Origin of the sequence: Vibrio rumoiensis 1S-45 (genome assembly GCF_000286955.2) — a bacterium.
GTDB classification, from domain to species: Bacteria; Pseudomonadota; Gammaproteobacteria; order Enterobacterales; family Vibrionaceae; genus Vibrio; species Vibrio rumoiensis_A.
On sequence record NZ_AJYK02000065.1, the window covers coordinates 21626 to 42884 of the forward strand.

Consider the following 21259-nt stretch of genomic DNA (forward strand, 5'->3'; position numbering starts at 1 on the left):
GAACTTTTTTAATTTAAATGTATCAGTTTTTAATTGCCTCAATTTATATCATCCTAACTTCATCAACAAGGTATATCTCACCGTGGGAAAGCGAGTATCACTAGATATCAAGACATTTTGCTGTGGTTATACCTATTCATAAATAAAGAAATGGAGAGTTTGGATGAACACAAAAATTAATAAAGATACAACGATTTGCATGTCTTTAGCTGCAAGACCTACCAACTTTGGTACGCGCTTTCATAATTACCTCTACAATGCATTGGAGTTGAATTACCTTTATAAAGCATTTACTAGTAAAGATCTTACTGGCGTGATAACAGGGATGAGGGCCCTTAATTTTCGCGGTTGCGCTATTTCAATGCCATTTAAAGAGGAAGTCATAGCATTAGTGGATGAACTCGATCCTTCTGCGGCAGCGATTAATTCAGTAAACACTATCGTTAATACAGACGGCCACCTCAAAGCGTATAATACCGATTACATTGCTATTTCTACGCTATTAACTAAATACGCGATCCCAACAGATTCCTCATTTGCTTTAAAGGGAAGTGGTGGAATGGCAAAGGCGGTAGCGTGTGCCTTAAGAGATTTGGGGTTTACTAATGGTGTGATAGTGGCTACCAATGAGCAGAGTGGTAAGGCGCTGGCCGATTTATGTGGTTTCAAATGGCAAGCTGATATGAGTGATGTCGAGGCTGATCTACTGATTAATGCGACTCCACTAGGTATGAGTGGAGGCCCAGAAGAAGGACGATTTTGCTTTTCTGAGCAAGAAATTGAACATATGCAAGTGCTGTTTGATGTTGTTGCTATTCCGTCTGTTACGCCAGCGGTTGAATATGCAAAATCCATAGATAAAACAGTGATCACTGGCAGTGAAGTTTTTGCTATTCAAGCTGTTGAGCAGTTCCAGTTATACACTGGAATTAGACCGAGTCAGTTGCTTTTTGAACAAGCAGCGGCTTATTCGAGAAGTGAATATTAAACCTAAATAAAACATCAGCATGATGCTCTACATGAATAATAAGTTCATTACTATTACCGCTTGTCTTATAGCAAGCGGATGTAGTCACTGTTGCTGATATTTAGTCTGCTTTTCCAATAAACATTCATAAAATTAATACTGTAACTTAGCTGATAAACTCCAACCTAACTGGCTCCAAGAGCGTTTCACTCTTATGTCGGTCTACCTTGCCGATAATGTTTTTCACTTCTTTTAAGATCTTAATACTTTGCGATCCTGTATAACGTGGTTTTTCATAATTGCTTTTCGTTTAAGGTGGTTTAAACACGAGAATTCTAAGTGGAAGTGTACTTAGTTTTTTGTGGTATCTACATTGTGATTTGGTGGTTATTTTGTCATTAAGTGTTAACAAAATCTCATTTTCACGATTAGAATAAAAATTTCATAACTACTTTCTTGTGAAACTTTATTTTCATGTATATGGTGTTTGTGTAAATTCACAATAATGAATGCTCAATAAAGTCATTTAGCAGCTTGCAAGATCGATGCTGGTTGTAATGTGAAATTAAGAGCTAACTAAAATGATTAAAAGTTCCCGTAGAGAGGAGATGACCCTATGTATCATATCGCATTATTTGGCGCTGGACGTATCGGCCAAGTACACGCAATTAATATTGCTGCCCATAAAGAAACACAATTGTATTCTATCATTGATCCGTATGATGACGGAGCTCAAAAGCTTGCCACACAATATGGAGCGAAGGTTCAAACAACAGAAGAGGCTTTGGCTGATCCTATGGTTGCGGGGGTGCTTATTGCTTCTGCTACAGATACACACGCAGAACTTATTGAAATGGCAGCTAGGGCGGGGAAAGCAATATTTTGCGAAAAGCCTGTACACCTTGACTTAGACCGTGTTCAAGAATGTTTAAAAGTGGTAGAAAAAAGTCAAGTACCACTATTTGTTGCTTTCAATCGTCGTTATGATCCGCAATTTCTTACATTGCGCAACCAGGTTCAATCTGGGGCAATTGGAAAGCCAGAATCATTAATTATCACTTCTCGAGATCCATCACCCCCACCAGCGCAATACATTAAAGTTTCAGGTGGAATGTTTCGAGATATGACAATTCATGATTTCGATATGGCGCGATATATCATGGGAGAAGAGCCCGTTTCTATATATGCTCAAGGTAGTAACCTTATTGACCCTGAGATAGGAGAAGAAGGTGATATTGATACCGCTTTTGTAGTAATGAAGTTTGCATCAGGAGCTATGGCGACAATTTCAAATAGTCGCCGTTCAGGTTACGGTTACGATCAACGTATTGAGTTGCATGGTGAAAAAGGTTTACTAAAAGCGAATAATATTAATGAAAATACAGTGGAGCAGTGGAGTGATTTTGGGTGTGTATCAGCTAAACCAGAACACTTTTTTCTTCAGCGATATGAGCAAGCTTATCGTGCGGAATGGCAACATTTTACTGATATTTTAGCTCAAAGGTCAAAACCAGAATGTACTGGTTTTGATGGCGAACAAGCTTTACGTATTGCAGATAAAGCTCTGGAGTCTTTAATTACAGGTAAAGAAATACAAATGTAATTTCAACTTTTGGCGATATTTGATTCTATTACTAGCCTGATGGACTTGGGCTAGTTAATAAACGAAAAATCTTGGAGGAACCATGTTCGCGTTTATTTCTTTTTTAGCATTTACTTTATTTGTAGCAGGGTTTTCATATTATAAGACACGTAATTCTCATCTTACTGATTCAGCTGAGGGTTATTTCTTAGGTGGACGTTCATTAACAGGAGTGTATATAGGGGGTTCAATGTTGCTTATGAACCTCTCTACGGAGCATTTAGTTGGCTTAAATGGTCTATCATTTAGAACTGGCTTTATTGTTATGGCATGGGAAGTGATGGCAGCGATGACCATCGTTTTATTTGCTATTTTCTTTTTACCCCGTTATTTGAAACTTGGGATCTCCAGTATTCCAGAGTATTTAGAAAAACGGTTTGATAAACAAACTTTAACGATTACTTCTATCTTGTTTCTTGGTATGTATGTTATCTCATTATTACCTATTGTTTTATACACAGGAGCAATTGCTTTAGAAAGTTTATTTCAAGTATCAAATGTATTTGAAGTGGAAAAATCGACGGCACTTTGGTTGATGGTATGGGGAGTTGGTGGTATCGGCGCTTTATATGCCATTTTTGGTGGTATTAAAGCCATTGCTGTTGCAGACACAATTAACGGTGTTGGTTTAATAGTCGGTGGTTTGATGGTCACATTATTCGCTTTAGCTTATGTTGGTAACGGCGATGTTTTGTCAGGCCTTACAGAGGTCTATCAAGATCATCCTGAAAAATTCAATTCTATAGGGGGTGATGATTCATTGGTACCATTTTCTACATTATTTACGGGTTTGATTATTTCTAATATGTTTTTCTGGTGCTGTAACCAATCAATAGTACAGAAAGCGTTAGGGGCGAAGAACTTAGCTGAAGGACAAAAAGGTGTACTATTATGCGCGTTTTTTAAGTTAATGATTCCTAGTATTATTATTCTTCCTGGAATCATTGCTTTTCATGTATTTAATGGTCAACTGGAAAATCCAGATCAAGCATACCCTAATCTAGTTCAATTGGTTCTACCTGAAGTGTTGGTCGGCTTTTTTGCTGCAGTTGTTGTAGGAGCTGTTTTCTCAACATTTAGTGGGGGGTTGAACTCATCGGTTACCTTATTTACAGTCAACATATATAAGAAGTCTTTAAATCCTAACGCAACTGAATCTCAAGTTGTTACAATAGGTAAGTATTTAGGTTTAGGGTTAGCTATCATTTCTATGATTGTAGCTCCTTTAGTCGCTAATGCACCAGATGGCTTGTTCTACTTAATTCAACAGCTTCAAGGTATATTTAACTCTCCAATTTTAAGTGTTGTTTTAGTTGGCCTTCTGACAAAACGTGTACCAGCAATTGCAGCTAAATTAGGCTTATTATTTGGGATGTCAGCATATATTCTGTTTAATTTTGTTATTAAAGTAGATATACACTTTTTTCATCTTGTTGGTTTGTTGTTTGTTGGTAACGTCATATTTATGTTAGTGGTCGGCTATTTCTATCCACAAGAAGAGTATAATGATGTTTACACTGAGCAAGTTGATATTAATCCTTGGTCTATGACTGCACCTATATCAGTGCTAATTACATTAGCTTCAGTATCCATGTATATTTTCTTAGCACAAAATGTACCGAGTTGGTTAATGTTTAGTTATTATGTATTGGCCTGTATAGCATTAACCTATGTTTTTTGGACCATAGCCCGAGAGCTCATTAAGAGTTCTAAAGTTACGAATACACCAAAAATATTATAATTATACTTTATAAAAAATCTCCTTATTTCTTTATAAGGAGATTTTTGGGAAATAAAAATGGAAGATTCTTTACTCCCTAATATTGTTGCCTTTATTGCAAAAATAGATCCTTTTGATTTGCTTACGTTTGAATCACAAAACGCTTTAGCTTCTTCAGTTGACATTATTTATTTGATGAAGGATGAGACTTTAACAAGTGAAAAAATAGTAGGTCAAGGTTTATATATTGTGCGTATGGGGGCTATTGAACAGTTGCACCATGATGGTTCTTTACGCTCCAGGACTGGTGAAGGGGATATATTTGGCTTCACACAGCTTTACCGTAATGGAGAAAGTGAATATACCGTTAAAGCAATAGAAAACACATTATTATACCGAATACCTAAAACTACGCTGCAGCAGTTAATGGATGAGACTCCTAAAATACGAGATCATTTTTCTGATCATGATTTTATTCGGTTAGCCCATTCAGAAAAAAAACTAGCAACCGATGAATCGATATACTTAAAGACCGTCGAGCATGTGATGAACCGTCGAGTAGCACAAGTCGAATCTTCGATGTCGATACAAAATGTTGCAAATGTGATGGTTGAAAAACATCGGTCGAATGCGTTGGTTGTTGAAGATGGAAAGCTTGTTGGCATTGTAACAGACCGAGATCTTACAAAGCGAGTTATAGCTAAAGCGAGTAGTGTTTTTGAGCCAATTAGGACTGTAATGACGGAATCTCCACAAGTCCTAGGGAAAGACACTTTATTATTGGAAGCTATCGAATATATGATGCAATATAATATTCGTAGTGTGCCTATCATAGATGGTAATGATGTGATTGGTGTATTAACCGCAACGAGTTTAGTTGAAAAAAACCATGCACAGGCAATCTTTCTTATTAGCCGTATCTATCGTCAAGAATCCATAGAAGAGTTAGTTGCTTTAGTCCCTCAACGTTATGCGGTCTTTCATTCTTTATTAGAAACTGGGGTTAAATCGAAATCAATACAACAGATTATGACTTTGATTGCCGATGCATTTAATAAAAGGTTATTGCAACTGGCAGAAAAAAAACTAGGTCCACCACCGATGGAGTATTCTTGGTTTGTTGCAGGATCACAGGCTAGGCATGAGATTCATTTAAACTCTGATCAAGATAATGGATTGATATTAGAAAAAGAACCTACACCAAATGAAAGCGTATATTTTCGAAAATTGTCTAATTTTGTATGTAACGGGCTAAATGCTTGTGGGTATGATTTGTGTCCTGCAAATAAAATGGCGAGTAATGATGAGTGGAGAGTATCATTAACAGTATGGAAAAATTATTATAAGCATTGGATTATTAACCCTGATCCTCAATCAATTCTTGATATTAGTGTCTTTTTAGATATCCGTCATTTATTTGGTAAAGCTTATCTTGTCGATGACATTCTGAAAACTATAAAAACATATTTAAATGGAAACAACAGAATTTTATCTATTTTAGTAGCAAATTCAACGAGAGTTAGTCCTCCTTTGGGCCTATTTCGTCAATTTGTATTGACAAAATACGGTGAAAATAAAGACGTATTAAATATTAAAAAACAAGCGGTTAGTTTAATTGTAGAGCTTTCACGGATTTATGCTTTGAATGCAGGGTGCTTATTGACAGATACTAATACTAGGTTGGGTGTGGCCGCTGAACAAGGGGTGATTAGTCAAACAAGTAAGCAGGAGCTTCAAGAGGCACTCGCTTTTATTAATAAAGTTCGCTTTCGTCATCAATCTACCGCAATATTGACTGATCAAGAAATTACAAATTATATCTCCCCTGCCAACTTAACCCCTTTTGAGCGTAACCATCTCAAAGACGCATTCCGGATTATTACACGTTATCAAGAAGCTGCTCAGCAACGTTATCATGCGAAAGGGAAGCTAGTATGATTAAACAATTATTGAGATCATTTCATCCATTAGAACAATTAGAGAGAAAAAGGATCAATGAAATAAAAAAAGGTGTGCTTCCTAATTCTTGCTCGATTTTATTTGAATACCCTATTCCTTCTCCAGATACCTTGATCGAAGATATCGAGTTTATTGTTCTAGATTTTGAAACAACAGGGCTTGATAGTTATAACGATGAAATTCTATCAGTAGGTAGTGTTAATATTAAAAACCAAATTTTATCTCTTTCTAGTGCGCAACATTTTTATATGTTGGCAGCTAATGCTATAAAACCCGAAACGGCGGTTATTAATCATATACTTCCTGAAGTCCTTATTGGTGGTTGTACTGAAAAAGAATGTATGGAAAAGCTTGTGCTGTCGTTAGCAGGGAAGGTGGTTGTTGCTCATTGCGCTGAAATCGAACAACGCTTTTTAAGACGCGCGCTTGCATTAAGTCACGATACGCCTTTACCTATCGTATTTTTAGATACTTTAAAGTTAGAGAAGTCATTATCTGATTATTGGGGTCAAGCTAAACCAGATTTACGATTAAGTGAAATTCGTCAAAAAAAAGGTTTGCCTCCGTATTTGGCTCATAATGCCTTTGCTGATGCAGTTGCAACAGGTGAGCTATTTCTTGTATTAATTAAAGAAATATTCTCGGAAAAGCGAGTTACAATAGGAGAGTTGCTTTCTCGTTCACAGTCTTCCTAAATGAAGAAATAGAAATAAGAAAGGTTATATGTGTTAATTTAAATAAAAAACTCGATCATTTGATCGAGTTTTTATTATTTTACATTCTATTTAGAGTATTCTGCAGAGTTTATCCATTCATGATCATCTTCCCAGGTAAATAACCACTTTCTTGATGGTCCAGCCATTACATTCAGGTAGTAACTATTATATCCTGCGATGGTAGCAACTGGATGGTATCCTTTTGGTACCTTCACGACATCTTTATTATACACAGCCATACTTTCATCAAGTTCACGATCATCAGTATAAACACGTTGCATACAAAAACCTTGTGTTGGATTGAGCCTATGATAATAGGTTTCTTCCAAGTAGGTTTCTGTTGGTTCATTTGATTGATCATGTTTATGGCTTGGGTAAGAGCTCGTACAGCCTTCATCGGTATAAACTTCGACCACTAATAAGCTATCCGCATCTGCATAGTCAGGTAATATATTATGGACATATCTTTGGTTATTTCCTTTGCCTCTTGCTTCTGCATCGATATTGTCTGGCACGATAAGGCGAGTTGAATGCCCATTATTGCCAGGAGCAGTACATACGGCCAACTCTAAGTGGGTTAGGGCAGTAACAGAGTAACTTTCACCATTGGTTATATACACAGCGTATGGTTTTTTTCGTTCAAAAGGATCCATACGTTCGCCGATATTTTCAAAGCTTTGATTGTGGGTGCTAACTGTAGCTTTACCTGCAACTAAGACTAAACAGGTTTCTCTGTCACTAGCCGGAAGGTTAATAGTTTGCCCTGCTGCAATTTCGTAAACATCAAAACCTACATATTTCCAATTGGCTAATTCAGGCGTGATATGCTGAGTTCTTCCTTGAGTATCGGGCTTCTGATACTTAGATAATAATTTAGACATGACAATCCTTAACGTTCAAAATTAAAAGTATAATGAAATATACATTTCATTTATGGTAATTGAAATGCTCGAGTAACATGTTAAATGGTGGTATTTGAAGAACCTTTAACAAGATCACAAAAGTTAAATGTATTTCATAAATACTTTGAAATGAAATTTATATTCCATATAGTTGACTGGTATCCTTGGTAAGTTGATCGTTCCGAATGGGCGAATTAAGTAGAAAATACCATTATTGATTATGGAGTAATATGGCTATGGCTAATATAAAAATGACAACAGCTCAGGCATTGGTGAAATTTCTGAACCAACAATTTATTGAAGTAGATGATGTTGAACATCCTTTTATTCATGGTGTTTTTACTATTTTTGGTCATGGTAATGTTGTAGGAATAGGTCAAGCTTTAGAGCAAGATCCAGGTCATTTATTGGTACATCAAGGATGTAATGAGCAAGGCATGGCCCACATTGCTATGGGATTTGCAAAGCAACATAAAAGAAAGAAAATCTATGCAGTAACTTCATCAGTTGGCCCAGGTGCTGCGAATATGATTACTTCTGCAGCGACAGCTACAGCGAATAGAATACCTGTTTTATTTTTACCTGGTGATACTTTTGCTTCGCGCCAACCTGATCCTGTATTGCAACAAGTTGAGCAATATCACGATGGTTCGATTAGCACCAATGATTGCTTCAAGCCCGTTTCTCGTTATTGGGATAGAATTAATAGACCTGAACAATTAATGACTGCGATGATTCAGGCAATGCGAGTCTTAACTGATCCTGCAGATACTGGTGCAGTAACGATATGTCTACCCCAAGATGTTCAGGGGGAGACCTATGATTTTCCTGAATACTTTTTTCAAAAACGTGTGCACAGAATGGAGAGACGCCTTCCTACAAAACCTATGTTAGATGATGCTGTTGATCTGATTAAAAAGAAGAAAAAACCAATTTTAATTTGTGGTGGTGGTGTTCGTTATTCAGAGGCTCATGAAAGTTTCAAATTATTTTCTGAACAATTCGCTATCCCGTTTGGTGAAACACAAGCAGGAAAAAGTGCAATTATTGCGGAGCATCCTCTGAATCTTGGTGGGATAGGAACAACGGGTGGATTAGCCGCAAATATTATTGCTAAAGATGCCGATTTAGTAATAGGTGTTGGTACTAGGTTTACCGATTTTACTACTGCGTCAAAGTCTTTATTTATGAATCCAGATGTTGACTTTTTGACGATTAACGTTGCCGAATTCGATGCTTGTAAGCTTGATGCAACACCGGTTGTTGCCGATGCTAGAGAGGCATTGGATGCGATTTCAGAAGCTCTTAGTATATCTGGCTATAAGGCTCAATATGATAATGAAATTATAGAGATCAAACAGTCTTGGCAGAAAGAAAGAACGCGTTTATTTGATGTAAGGTTTGAGGATGGATTTTCACCTGAGGTCGAAGGGCATTTTGATTCCGAATTAACCGAATATAGAGATTTCTTACAAACAGAATTGACACAAACTCGGGTCTTGGGGTTATTGGATAAGCACCTCGAACCAAATGCGATTGTTGTTGGCGCAGCGGGATCTTTACCTGGTGATTTACAACGTTTATGGGAGCCAAAATTACCAGATACTTATCACATGGAATATGGTTATTCTTGCATGGGCTATGAAGTCGCTGCTTCTATTGGAGCAAAAATTGCGTCTCCAGAACAACCGGTTTATGCAATGGTCGGTGATGGTTCATACATGATGCTTCATTCTGAATTACAAACAGCAGTTCAAGAGGGTATAAAAGTCAATTTGATTTTATTTGATAATGCTAGTTTTGGTTGTATTAATAATTTACAAATGAGCCAAGGAATGGGAAGTTTTGGTACTGAAAATCGTTTTAGAGATCCTAAGACGGGAAAAATGACCGGAAGTTTAGTACCGGTTGACTTTGCTAAAAATGCTGAGAGTTATGGTTGTAAAGCGTATAAAGTATTTAATGAAGAGCAATTAATTCGAGCAATTGAAGACTCCAAAAAACAAAATGTACCTACTTTAATAGATATCAAAGTTCTTCCCAAAACGATGACACATGGTTATGAGGCCTGGTGGCGAGTAGGGACAGCGCAGCTTGCTGATAAAAAAGAAATTGTTGAGTCTGCTGAACAAATAGATGAAATGGTGAGAAACCATATTAGACGTTATTAATTTTTATATAAACAATGTTAAGAGTCATTAAGTTAACTGAGACACTTTAAATTGAACTTCTCTGTTATCAGCAATTAAAAGCCTGACGTCGGTATTTACTGGCTCAGGTTTTTATTTTACATAGAGTGCAATTATATGAAATTAAAATTTCGCTCCGATCACATAATGAAATTTTTAATCTCAAACAGATTGAAAATGAAATGAATATTTCGTATAAATGATATGTAGAATGATTGATATCAATACTAATACTGGATTTGCACATTGATTTGTTTGCGTAAAGCTGGTTGGTAGAACGAAGGAGCGGTAATGTGAACACTAATAAACAGTTAGATGTGATTTGTATGGGAAGAATCGCAGTTGATCTATATGGCCAGCAGATTGGTTCTCGTTTAGAGGATATGGGATCTTTTAATAAGTATCTTGGTGGCTCATCTGGCAATGTTGCGTATGGTACAGCGGTTCAAGGTTTGAAATCTTCTATGCTTGCACGGGTTGGTGATGAGCATATGGGACGTTTTTTACGTGAGGAGTTGAACCGTGTTGGTTGTGATACAAGTAATCTTATCACCGATCAAGAGCGCTTAACGGCTTTGGTGCTTTTAGGTATTAAAGATGAAGATACATTCCCACTAATTTTTTATCGCGAGAATTGTGCTGATATGGCGATATCGCCCGATGATTTTACTGAGGAATATATAGCATCAGCACGCTGTCTTGCTATTACAGGTACTCATCTTTCTCATCCCAAAACGCGTGAAGCGGTTCTTACTGCACTGAAGTATGCTCGTCGTAATGGCGTTAAGACAGCATTAGACATTGATTATAGACCTGTCCTTTGGGGGCTAACTTCTCTGGGTGATGGTGAAACTCGTTTTATTGAGTCCGGTGAAGTGACTAATCAACTAAAAGAGGTACTTGGTTTATTCGATGTTATTGTTGGTACGGAAGAAGAGTTCCATATTGCTGGAGGTTCAACGGATACCATCAAAGCTTTAACGTCTATTCGAGAGGTGTCTAATGCTGAATTTGTATGTAAACGTGGCCCACTAGGTTGCTCTGTTTTTACAGGAGAGATTCCTGCTCAACTAGATGATGGGATTACAGTTCACGGTGTTCGTGTTGATGTGTTGAATGTCTTAGGTGCTGGTGATGCTTTTATGTCCGGTTTACTTAGAGGTTATCTCAATGGTGAAGGGTGGGAGCAGGCATGTCGTTATGCCAATGCATGTGGTGCTTTAGTAGTATCACGCCATGGATGCGCACCGGCTATGCCAACGAAGCTGGAATTAGATAATTATTTATCCAGAGTAGAAGAGGTGAAACGGCCTGATCTTGACAAGGAATTAAATCACTTACATCGAACAACAACACGTAAACATTCATGGGATGAGTTATGTGTTATGGCATTTGACCACCGTATTCAATTTGTTGAGATGGCTCAAAATGCCAATACCGATATTGAGCGAATTCAACCGCTGAAAAAATTGATATTGCAAGCTAGTCGAGAAGTATCTAAAGAAGCAGGTTTAGAAGGTAAGTCAGGGCTGCTTTGTGATAGTACATTTGGGCAAGATGTCTTGAATGAAATAACAGGACAAGGTTGGTGGATAGGTCGTCCAATAGAGCTACCTGGTTCAAGGCCACTAGAACTTGAGCATGGCAATATTGGTTCTCAGCTAATTGATTGGCCGTTAGAGCATATTGTTAAGTGCCTTGTTTTCTTTAATCCTGAAGATGAACATTCACTTCGCTTAACCCAAGAGCATCAAATTCAAGAAGTGTACGCTGCATGCTGTAAGTCGGGTCATCAATTATTAATTGAAATAATTTTGCCTAAAGATATCGAAAAAAATGATGATCTTTACTTACGAGCAATGAAGCGTTTTTATAACTTAGGTATCAAGCCTGATTGGTGGAAGCTACCTCCATTAGCCGAAAGTTCTTGGCAAGCTGCTTCTGACCTTATTGATGAGCGAGATCCTCAATGTTGTGGTGTTGTTTTGCTAGGACTTGATGCTCCCCAAGAAGAGCTTAAATCCGGCTTTATACAAGCTTCAAACAATAATAAAGTGAAAGGTTTTGCGGTGGGGCGGACTTTATTTGGTGAGCCATCTAAAAAATGGTTTGCAAATGAAATCAATGATCAAGAGCTAATTGATCAAGTTAAATCTAATTATCACAATTTAATTGATTTATGGCGTTCTCGTAAATAAGTGAAGGGTAAAGGAGTAAATAATGACCGTACAATTAGGAATAAACCCATTAACTTGGACTAATGATGATTTACCAACACTTGGTGCAGAGACGCCTTTAGACACATGCTTATCAGAAGGTAAACAAGCTGGATTTTCAGGTTTTGAACTAGGTAATAAATTTCCTAGGCAAGCGAGCGTGCTAGGGCCTATTTTAGATAATCATGATTTAAAACTAGTTTCCGGTTGGTATTCGATGGAGTTATTAACACGTAGTGTTGAAGAGGAAATTGAAGCCGTAAAAGAACACTTAACTTTGTTACGTGAGCTTGGTGCAAAAGTAATGGTGGTATGTGAAGTTACCGATTGTATACATGGCAAACAAGATACACCAGTTCATTTACGTCCTAGTTTTCCTTACGATCGTTGGGAAGAATATGGTCGAAAATTGACGGAATTTGCTAAGTATACTCAAAGTATGGGGGTACAGGTTGCCTACCACCATCATATGGGTACAGTGATTGAAAATGAAAGTGATATCGATAATTTAATGTCATATACAGGTAATGAAGTTGGTTTGCTATTAGATTCAGGACACTTAACTTTTGCTGGGGCAGATCCAGTAAAAGTAGCGCAACGTTGGATTGAGCGTATTAACCATGTTCATTGTAAAGATATCCGTTCAGATATACTGAAAGATGTTAAAAATAGAAATCTAAGCTTTCTTGATTCAGTATTAGAAGGGGTCTTTACCGTTCCTGGAGATGGCTGTGTTGATTATCCATCGATTTTTAAACAGTTAAAAGAGGTGGATTACTCTGGTTGGCTCGTTGTTGAAGCTGAGCAAGATCCAGCGATTGCTAATCCATTAGAGTTTGCTACTTTGGGCTTCAATAATCTAAAAAAATTTGCAACAGATGCTAAATTGATGTGATATTGAATCGTAATATAGGCGTCTGATTAGGCGCCTTTTTTTATATAAGTAAATTGTAATGATTCAAGACCCTTGGTTTTATTTTGTCGCAATTCCAGCTGTATTAATTTATGGAATAGGTAAAGGTGGATTAGGTGGTTCGTTAGGCGTGATTGCTGTTCCTCTTATATCTCTTGTTATACCAGCAGTTAAAGCGGCAGCTATTTTATTGCCTGTTTTAATGTTAATGGACATCTTTGCAGTGCAGCATCATTGGCGAAATGCCAATTATAGTCTTTTAAAGAATATGATGCCGGGAGCTTGCTGCGGTGTGTTATTTGCAAGCTTGTTTCTATCTTATATTCCAACAAATATTGTTAGTGCGACGATTGGTGCTTTATGTATATGGTTTGGTTTATCCTTTTACATATCATCATCTCAATCGATAAAAAGTGATCTAAAAAGAACGTTTTTTTGGAGTGCTTTAAGTGGTTTTTCAAGTACCACTATTCATGCAGGAGGGGGGCCTGCAAGTATTTATTTATTGCCGTTAAAGCTTAATAAAGTAACCCTCATTGCTACAATGGTGGTGTTTTTTACTACAGTGAATATTTTGAAGTTGTTTACATTTACTGTGATTGGGGCGTTTGATAAAGAAAATATTTTAACCTCCCTGGTATTGATGCCCTTAGCTCCTTTGGGAGTCTGGCTGGGTGTTCTTTTTTTGAATAAGGTCAATCGAAGACTTATATATAATGTGTGCTACTTTAGTTTAGTGATTTCTGGTGGGAAGCTGTTTTGGGACTCTTTACCTTTATAAAATGTGTCCTTAATCACCTTTTTAAGACAAGTATGTTTTATATCAGTAATGAAATGAACAAAAAATTTTATTTTCATTTCGTTTTATATAGAATTAAAAATCTGAATATTAATAGGGAACGATAATGTCATCTGCCACAACACTCACTGAGTTAGAAGATCATATTCGTACACGTTATGATGAGTTAAGTAAAAGGTTACAGCAAGTTGCAGCTTACGTGCTAGATAATAAAAATAGTGTAGCCTTTGAAACAGTGTCGGTTATTGCTGAGCAAGCTGATGTCCCCCCATCAACGCTTATTCGTTTTGCTAGTGCTTTTGGATTTAATGGTTTCAATGAAATGAAACAATTATTTCGAAGTAACTTGTTGGAAGAGACATCGAGTTATACTGATCGAGTGAAACTTCTAAAAGAATTAGAAGGTGAAGCCGCATCTCCGGAAGAACCTATTGAAATTTTGCAAGAATTTTCACGTGCAAATAGCGGTGCTATGCAACAACTTGCGGCACAAATGTCAGTAGAAAAATTGAATGAAGCTGTAGACATTTTGCACAAGGCAAAGAATATATATGTTGTTGGTTTAGGGCGGTCTTTTAGTGTTTCTTCATATTTGAGCTATGCACTAAGGCATTTGAATAAACGAGCATTTTTAATAGATGGCCTAGGTGGGATGTTTAAAGAGCAGCTCAGTACAATCGAAGATGATGATGTATTAGTTGTGATAAGTTTTTCACCGTATTCTAAAGAAACCACAGCAATCAGTCATGCTCTATCTGGCACCGCGACGAAACAAATAATCGTCACAGATAGTCAAGTTAGCCCTTTAACGTCATCATCAGATGTATGTTTTGTGGTTAAGGAAGCTAAAGTGGAAGCATTTAGGTCACAGGCTGCATCATTATGTTTAGTTCAAACATTAGCCGTATCTTTAGCCTTTAAAAGATGACAAATATTAATGTTGAAATTTGATATCAAGTAAGAAATGCACTTGCTATATAGGTAAGTGCATTTTTTTATGAGTAAATTTCTTAGAAAATACAATGAAGTATTATTGTTTTATCAACTAGAAATTGACCCAGGAAGATTGGTTATTTGAAGATTCAACACATTTCTCACATAGCTTTACCCCGTTTATTCCGGCATTGACATCTGGGTACCAAATGCTATTAGCTGTTTCTATATCATCATTATTAATGGCGTTGAAAACTAATGCGAAACGGTGATATAGGTTAGACCATGATTCAAAGTAACCTTCAGGGTGTCCACCTCCTATACGATTTGATGCGATAGCTTCAATCGTTTGGTATAAGTAATCCATTCCTCTTTCAAGGATACGGGCAGGCTCCCCTTGAACTTCATAACGTAACTGGTTTGGTTGCTCATCCCACCATTCAATGGACGCTTTTTCCCCGACAATACGGATTTTTTGTTGGTGCATAGAGCCTGAGTTAACAGCTGAAGCCCACAGTGTTCCAACTGCCCCCCCGTGGAATTCCATCATTACATGGGCATTATCTTCGAGTGGCGCACGGTTTTCGATGAAGCTTTGGCGCATGCAAGAAAGTCTCTTTAATTTTAGGTCGGTTATCATTTCACATAAATAAAATGCATGAGTACCAATATCACCGATCACAAATGTAGGGCCAGAAACTTCAGGTGTTACTCGCCATTTTAGGCTTGGATTATCTTTTTCAAGCTCTTCATTATTAAAGCCGTGTGCAAACTGCATATTCACAACACGAATTTTTCCTAAGTCACCACGTTGAACCATTTCTTTGGCTTGGTGAATCATTTGGTAGCCTGTATAGCCGTACATTACACCAATGGCCCTATTATGATTAATAGCAATCTCTTTTAATTCTTTGGCTTCTTCTGTTGTAAAAGTGATGGGTTTTTCACATATAACATGTAATCCAGATAGTAGAGCCGCTTTACAAATTTCGTAATGAGTCGAATTTGGCGTAGCAATAGATACGGCTTGAATACCATCACTGCGCTGAGCTTCTAATTTAAATAAATCTTGGTAGTTGTCGTAGCAACGTTCAGGATCAATACCGATATTAGACCCAAACTCTTTACATCGTTTAGGGTTAAGATCAAAAGCACCAGCTGTAAGTTGAAATAAACCATCTCGTTGAGCCGCATTTCTGTGAGAGTAGCCAATTTGGCTTCCTCGACCACCGCCGACCATACCTAAACGTAAAGGTTCTTGTAATTTTATCTCTTCATTAAACATGTTGAATCCTCATGTGGCCTTTGAAATTTTTATTTCAAATTTATATTAATTTATATTATTTTGAAATTTTATTTTCATTTATCGTGATCGGAGAATCATTTTTATTATTTATGTGCAATCAAAGTAAGATGAATCTTGGCTTTTATCATCAGGCCTTAACTATCATTAAGAGTTAGGACGATTCATTATGTGACATCAATCATTTTGTCGAAACAAAATAAATATCGCACCTTGAAAATGAAATGTTTATTTCTTATTATGCTAGTGATGAAATGAATCATATCCATTGCTTGTGTTAACCGACATTTTAGTTGTGTGGTTTATCAAGTAATTAAATTACCTAGGAGATAACACATGGAAACCCTGCATAATTACATTAATGGTGCGTTAGTTGAGTCTTTAACCAACCGATTTTCGCCTGTTTATAATCCAGCAAGTGGTGAGAAAATTAAGCAAGTAGCACTTAGTACTGTAAAAGATACAGAAGATGCTATCGCTTCTGCACAAGATGCATTTGCAAAATGGTCTAGATTATCTCCATTAAAACGTTCTCGGATTATGTTTAAGTTCAAATCATTACTTGAAGAAAACAGTGACCGTTTAGCTAAATTGATTTCTCAAGAGCATGGGAAAGTGTATTCAGATGCTTTAGGTGAATTGACTCGTGGTTTAGAAGTTGTTGAATTCGCATGCGGCATTCCTCACCTTCAAAAAGGTGAACATTCTGCTAATGTAGGTACTGGTGTAGATTCTCACTCACTAATGCAACCTTTAGGTGTTTGTGCTGGTATCACGCCATTTAATTTCCCAGCTATGGTTCCAATGTGGATGTTTCCAATATCCTTAGCGACAGGTAATACATTTGTATTAAAACCATCAGAAAAAGATCCATCTCTTGCGATTGAAATTGCAAAGTTACTTTCTGAAGCAGGCTTACCTGATGGGGTCTTTAATGTCGTAAATGGTGATAAAGAGTCTGTAGATGTCTTGCTAACAGATGACCGAGTGCAAGCCGTTAGTTTTGTTGGCTCTACACCAATTGCTGAATATATATATTCAACAGCATCAGCACATGGTAAGCGTTGTCAAGCACTAGGTGGCGCTAAAAACCATTGTATAGTAATGCCAGATGCAGATTTGGATATGGCATCAAATGCAATTATGGGGGCGGCGTATGGCGCTGCTGGCGAGCGTTGTATGGCACTATCAGTGGTGGTAGCTGTTGGAGATGAAACGGCAGAACAATTGATTTCACGATTACAAAATCACATAAGTAAAATGAAAGTGGGTCCAGGCGTGATTTCAGAAGGTGAGAATGATATGGGGCCGGTTATTTCTCAACAGCATAAAGAAAAAATTGAAAGCTATATAGATTCAGGTGTTCAGCAGGGAGCATCACTTCTTGTTGATGGGCGTGAATTAAAAGTCGCTGATCATGAAACTGGTTTTTTTGTTGGTCCAACATTATTTGATAATGTGTCTCCTGAGATGAGTATTTATCAGGAAGAGATTTTTGGACCTGTGCTCGCAATAGTGCGTGTAAGTGATTATGATACTGCGCTTGAATTAATTAACAAACATGAATACGGCAATGGGACAGCTATTTTTACAAGGGATGGCGAAACCGCTCGTCAATTTAGTGAAAATGTTCAAGTTGGTATGGTTGGAATTAATATTCCTATTCCTGTGCCTATGGCGTTTCATAGTTTTGGTGGTTGGAAACGCTCTATTTTTGGACCGTTAAATGTTCATGGTAATGATGGGGTGCGCTTCTATACTCGTATGAAAACAGTGACAAGTATTTGGCCTGCGAGTGTCCGTTTGAAGCAGCATGAAAGCTCATTTGTGATGCCTACATTAGGGTAATGTTTTAATTTTTGATCTTAGTGGTTGTTTATTAATCATGACTAGTTGAGTGAAATAAAAGCCGCACTTGCCTATTAATAGCCTGTAAACTTAATTGTTTACAGGCTTTTTATTAGTCTGTTCGAAGTTCCATGTTAATTGTGTGTATGTGTTTTGCTACAAAAATTGACTGTAGTTTTTGATTGTATTGTTTGGAGTTAGCACTGGTGAGAATTTCTTACTGTTAAAATAGGGTAGTAACTATTTCTCGTTAGTGGCATTCAAAATACCCCCCTTTTTTCAAAACCACGATATGTAGTGGTCAACTAAAATTGGCCACGATTTTAGAGCTTTCCCAATATAATCGTTCTGATTCATTGGGCGTTAGGCCACCGTTATACTGATGTGGCCTAAGTTGGCAGTAATATCCGATAATGTAGCGGGTGATCTCTTGCTGAGCTTCAGCGAAGCTACGATAACCGACAGTTGGCACCCATTCCGTCTTCAGACTTCTAAAGAAGCGCTCCATTGGCGCATTATCCCAGCAATTTCCTCTGCGAGATAAACTCTGTTTTATCTGAAAACGCCACAGTAATTGGCGGTATTTACGACTGGTATAGTGACTACCTTGATCGCTATGGAACATGACACCTTTAGGCTTACCACGAGACTCATAAGCCATCGAAAGAGCTTTACCTGTTAACCGAGTATCAGTGATAAAGACATCGACCAACCAACCACTTTGCGAGCAAAAAGATCGATAACAACCGCTAAATACATCCACCGATTACCTGTCCAAATATACGTAACATCGCCAACCCAGACTTCATTTGGGGCGGTCACAGCAAACTGACGACCTAAGTGATTAGGAATTTCAATATGTTCTTGTGAAGCCTTTCTGTAACGATGCTTTGGTTCTTGGCAACTCACTAAACCAAGAGTTTTCATAAGCTTTGTTGCTCGGTATCGGCTCAGCTTTACGCCCTGATTGGTAACTATATCTGAAATGGTTCTCGCTCCCGCTGAGCCATTACTTGCGGCGTGAGCCTCGCTAACTAAGCTGCGAAGTTTTACTGTTTCAGCATTAATTACCGTTGGGCGTTTAAGCCAATAGTTATAACTACTTCGGTAAACATTGAAGACTTCGCATAATGTTTTTACGCTGTAGCTCTGCTTGAGTTTCTTGATTATCAAGAATTGTTCAGTGAGTCCGACATCAACAGAGCCGTGGCTTTTTTTAGTATTTCATTATGCTCTTCAAGCCGAGCCAGCTTCTTTTTCAATTCCCGAATTTCTATTTGCTCAGGGGTTATAGGTGCAGCTTTGGGTGTTTTTCCTTGGCGCTCTTCTCTGAGCTGGCGAACCCACTTATCCATCGTGGACTTGCCCACGTTCATGGCTTGGGCAGCTTCAGTCACTGAGTAGTCCTGATCTAGGACTAACTGCGCTGCTTCTAACTTAAATTCTGCGCTAAATAGTCGTCTTGTACGTTTTTTCATAGTGTCACCTGTTAACTTATGAGGTGATTATATCACCTCTAACTAAGTGACCAAATTCACTATGCCACTACAGTATTTTGGTATTGTTTTTATGCTTTTAACTTGTTAATTTTTAATTACATATTTAAATGTGGCTATTTATCGTTAGGGTGGGTTAACACCCTTCCAAGCTGATGATGCGGGTTCGATTCCCGCCGCACGCTCCAAATCTTCTCTCTACAAAATCTAATTAATTAATTGATAAATAACACTCTTTATTGAGTGATTTTGCGTGTCTGCTGTTTATATATTTGGGTTTTATGTTGCGGGAGGGGGGGGGAGGCTGTCTCACTTATGAGATAAAGTATAATTTATAGATCTTGGTGATAGAAGTGTCACGTTCTATATCGTCAGGAGTATGTAATAATTATCTTTATTTGTGACTTTCGCTGCATAGTTATGACTCTTTTGAGTGGTCATTATCAATATTTTGCGGATAGTCTCTAATTTTTTAGGTTTATGGAAGCTCATATATTCTAAATATTAAATCAATCTACTCTCTAGATAATTTCTGTTGATATGGAAGTAAGGACACACTGTGAGTTTTGAAATGTGTAACATGTTAATCGTGACAGGAACCCGACCTGAAATAATAAAAATGGCTCCAATCTATAAATACTTTAAGGAACAGAATGTTCATATTGATTGGTGTCATACTGGTCAGCATGATTCACTCGCAGATCAGACATTTCATTTTTTTTCTATTGCACCAACTTATGTATTAGAGCGTCCAATAGGAGCAACGCTAAGTGATTTAGTTGGCGGTCTGATGAAGAGCGTAGAAAGCATATTACAAAGTAAAAAATATCAGTGTGTTTTAGTGCATGGCGATACTTCGTCAACACTAGCCGGGGCTCTGGCTGCTTTTTATAATCAGGTGCCGATTATTGGGCATGTTGAAGCAGGTTTACGTTCGGGCAATTTACAACATCCGTTTCCTGAAGAATCAAATCGTACTTTGGTAGGGAAAATTGCCAATTTACATTTTGCTCCTACTGATTTAGCAAAAGAATCTTTATTAAAAGAAGGGGTTGATGCAGCGACAATTTTAGTCACGGGAAATACGGCAATTGATGCTCAAAATTATCTAATAGAAAGTGGGGTGTTAAAGGTTGAGGTTAGTAACACTGTATTGGTAACGGCACATCGTAGAGAAAACTGGGAATATATTCCGACGATTTGCCAAGCCATAAAAACACTAGCACAGTGCAAACCTGATTTACATTTTTTGTTTGCTTCTCATCCTAACCCCAAAGTTAAACAGTCGGTTCTAGATAATTTGGTTGATTGTGACTTTGTGAATGTGGTTGAGCCATTAGATTATATTGAGTTACAACAAGTGCTACTGAGCGCGCCATTAGTATTGACTGATTCTGGAGGTATACAAGAAGAGGCGCCAACTTATGGTACACGAGTTGTAGTATTAAGAGAGACAACTGAAAGACCGGAGGCCTTGGCATTAGGGTTGTCTGTTTTGTCTGGCGCAACAGATGAGAGTCGAATTGTTGAATCTGCTATATCTATGTTGGAAATGGGTAAAGCGAGTAATGTAGTTAATCCATATGGGGATGGTCAAGCATCTAAACTTATCTTGAATAAAATTAGACAGGTTTTTAATGACTAGTTTTGATGTTT

The 21259-nt window shown here is 37.5% G+C and carries 14 protein-coding genes and 1 pseudogene; 12 read left to right on the top strand and 3 right to left on the bottom strand.

From position 1 onward, the window contains the following. Positions 1-163 precede the first annotated feature (163 nt). The 5 genes from A1QC_RS09125 (at position 164) to A1QC_RS09145 (ending at position 6983) form a co-directional block, all read left to right on the top strand. The gene (locus A1QC_RS09125; RefSeq protein WP_017024526.1) at positions 164-988 is read left to right on the top strand and encodes a shikimate 5-dehydrogenase; all 825 of its coding nucleotides are present in this window, start codon (positions 164-166) and stop codon (positions 986-988) included. A 595-nt stretch (positions 989-1583) separates the two neighbouring features. Beyond that, on the top strand, positions 1584-2570 hold the full coding sequence (iolG, locus tag A1QC_RS09130; protein ID WP_017024527.1) for an inositol 2-dehydrogenase: 987 nt from the start codon (positions 1584-1586) through the stop codon (positions 2568-2570). An 82-nt stretch (positions 2571-2652) separates the two neighbouring features. Continuing rightward, positions 2653-4350, top strand: a complete 1698-nt coding sequence (locus A1QC_RS09135) for a solute:sodium symporter family transporter (protein ID WP_017024528.1) — start codon at positions 2653-2655, stop codon at positions 4348-4350. Positions 4351-4407: 57 nt separating this feature from the next. After that, the gene (locus tag A1QC_RS09140; protein WP_017024529.1) at positions 4408-6267 is read left to right on the top strand and encodes a DUF294 nucleotidyltransferase-like domain-containing protein; all 1860 of its coding nucleotides are present in this window, start codon (positions 4408-4410) and stop codon (positions 6265-6267) included. Further along, complete coding sequence (locus tag A1QC_RS09145; RefSeq protein WP_017024530.1) at positions 6264-6983, top strand: exonuclease domain-containing protein; 720 nt, start codon at positions 6264-6266, stop codon at positions 6981-6983. The genes A1QC_RS09140 and A1QC_RS09145 overlap by 4 nt, the downstream gene beginning before the upstream one ends. 86 nt (positions 6984-7069) lie before the next feature. On the opposite strand, the gene iolB is transcribed toward A1QC_RS09145, so the two are convergent. Next, positions 7070-7885 carry a 5-deoxy-glucuronate isomerase gene (gene iolB / locus A1QC_RS09150; RefSeq protein WP_017024531.1) on the bottom strand — a complete coding sequence of 272 codons (816 nt, stop codon included), beginning with the start codon at positions 7883-7885 and terminating at the stop codon, positions 7070-7072. A 251-nt stretch (positions 7886-8136) separates the two neighbouring features. Between iolB and iolD the strand changes: the two genes are divergently transcribed. From iolD to A1QC_RS09175, 5 genes are all read left to right on the top strand, one after another. After that, positions 8137-10077 (top strand): 3D-(3,5/4)-trihydroxycyclohexane-1,2-dione acylhydrolase (decyclizing), encoded by a 1941-nt coding sequence (gene iolD / locus A1QC_RS09155; protein ID WP_017024532.1) that lies wholly within the window; start codon positions 8137-8139, stop codon positions 10075-10077. 344 nt (positions 10078-10421) lie between these two features. Beyond that, the gene (locus tag A1QC_RS09160; RefSeq protein WP_241796584.1) at positions 10422-12293 is read left to right on the top strand and encodes a bifunctional 5-dehydro-2-deoxygluconokinase/5-dehydro-2-deoxyphosphogluconate aldolase; all 1872 of its coding nucleotides are present in this window, start codon (positions 10422-10424) and stop codon (positions 12291-12293) included. A gap of 22 nt (positions 12294-12315) precedes the next feature. Next, positions 12316-13206 carry a myo-inosose-2 dehydratase gene (gene iolE / locus A1QC_RS09165; protein ID WP_017024534.1) on the top strand — a complete coding sequence of 297 codons (891 nt, stop codon included), beginning with the start codon at positions 12316-12318 and terminating at the stop codon, positions 13204-13206. Positions 13207-13264: 58 nt separating this feature from the next. Further along, positions 13265-14005 carry a sulfite exporter TauE/SafE family protein gene (locus A1QC_RS09170; protein ID WP_017024535.1) on the top strand — a complete coding sequence of 247 codons (741 nt, stop codon included), beginning with the start codon at positions 13265-13267 and terminating at the stop codon, positions 14003-14005. A gap of 124 nt (positions 14006-14129) precedes the next feature. After that, on the top strand, positions 14130-14951 hold the full coding sequence (locus A1QC_RS09175) for a MurR/RpiR family transcriptional regulator (protein WP_017024536.1): 822 nt from the start codon (positions 14130-14132) through the stop codon (positions 14949-14951). A gap of 117 nt (positions 14952-15068) precedes the next feature. On the opposite strand, the gene A1QC_RS09180 is transcribed toward A1QC_RS09175, so the two are convergent. After that, the gene (locus tag A1QC_RS09180) at positions 15069-16241 is read right to left on the bottom strand and encodes a Gfo/Idh/MocA family protein (RefSeq protein WP_017024537.1); all 1173 of its coding nucleotides are present in this window, start codon (positions 16239-16241) and stop codon (positions 15069-15071) included. Positions 16242-16595: 354 nt separating this feature from the next. On the opposite strand from A1QC_RS09180, the gene A1QC_RS09185 reads away from it, so the two are divergent. After that, entirely contained in the window at positions 16596-18107 is a 1512-nt protein-coding gene (locus A1QC_RS09185) for a CoA-acylating methylmalonate-semialdehyde dehydrogenase (protein WP_017024539.1), read from the top strand. A 301-nt stretch (positions 18108-18408) separates the two neighbouring features. On the opposite strand, the pseudogene A1QC_RS15780 reads toward A1QC_RS09185, so the two are convergent. Continuing rightward, positions 18409-19585: pseudogene (locus A1QC_RS15780) on the bottom strand (IS3 family transposase). 577 nt (positions 19586-20162) lie between these two features. Here A1QC_RS15780 and wecB point away from each other — a divergent pair. Further along, complete coding sequence (wecB, locus tag A1QC_RS09200) at positions 20163-21248, top strand: non-hydrolyzing UDP-N-acetylglucosamine 2-epimerase (protein ID WP_026025749.1); 1086 nt, start codon at positions 20163-20165, stop codon at positions 21246-21248. Positions 21249-21259: the final 11 nt, after the last annotated feature.

Coding starts and splice junctions, on each gene's coding strand:
- iolE (WP_017024534.1), top strand. CDS start 12,316: ATGACCGTACAATTAGGAATAAACCCATTAACTTGGACTAATGATGAT.
- A1QC_RS09140 (WP_017024529.1), top strand. CDS start 4,408: ATGGAAGATTCTTTACTCCCTAATATTGTTGCCTTTATTGCAAAAATA.
- iolG (WP_017024527.1), top strand. CDS start 1,584: ATGTATCATATCGCATTATTTGGCGCTGGACGTATCGGCCAAGTACAC.
- A1QC_RS09180 (WP_017024537.1), bottom strand. CDS start 16,241: ATGTTTAATGAAGAGATAAAATTACAAGAACCTTTACGTTTAGGTATG.
- A1QC_RS09125 (WP_017024526.1), top strand. CDS start 164: ATGAACACAAAAATTAATAAAGATACAACGATTTGCATGTCTTTAGCT.
- A1QC_RS09160 (WP_241796584.1), top strand. CDS start 10,422: ATGGGAAGAATCGCAGTTGATCTATATGGCCAGCAGATTGGTTCTCGT.
- A1QC_RS09135 (WP_017024528.1), top strand. CDS start 2,653: ATGTTCGCGTTTATTTCTTTTTTAGCATTTACTTTATTTGTAGCAGGG.
- iolB (WP_017024531.1), bottom strand. CDS start 7,885: ATGTCTAAATTATTATCTAAGTATCAGAAGCCCGATACTCAAGGAAGA.
- A1QC_RS09185 (WP_017024539.1), top strand. CDS start 16,596: ATGGAAACCCTGCATAATTACATTAATGGTGCGTTAGTTGAGTCTTTA.
- A1QC_RS09145 (WP_017024530.1), top strand. CDS start 6,264: ATGATTAAACAATTATTGAGATCATTTCATCCATTAGAACAATTAGAG.
- A1QC_RS09175 (WP_017024536.1), top strand. CDS start 14,130: ATGTCATCTGCCACAACACTCACTGAGTTAGAAGATCATATTCGTACA.
- A1QC_RS09170 (WP_017024535.1), top strand. CDS start 13,265: ATGATTCAAGACCCTTGGTTTTATTTTGTCGCAATTCCAGCTGTATTA.
- iolD (WP_017024532.1), top strand. CDS start 8,137: ATGGCTATGGCTAATATAAAAATGACAACAGCTCAGGCATTGGTGAAA.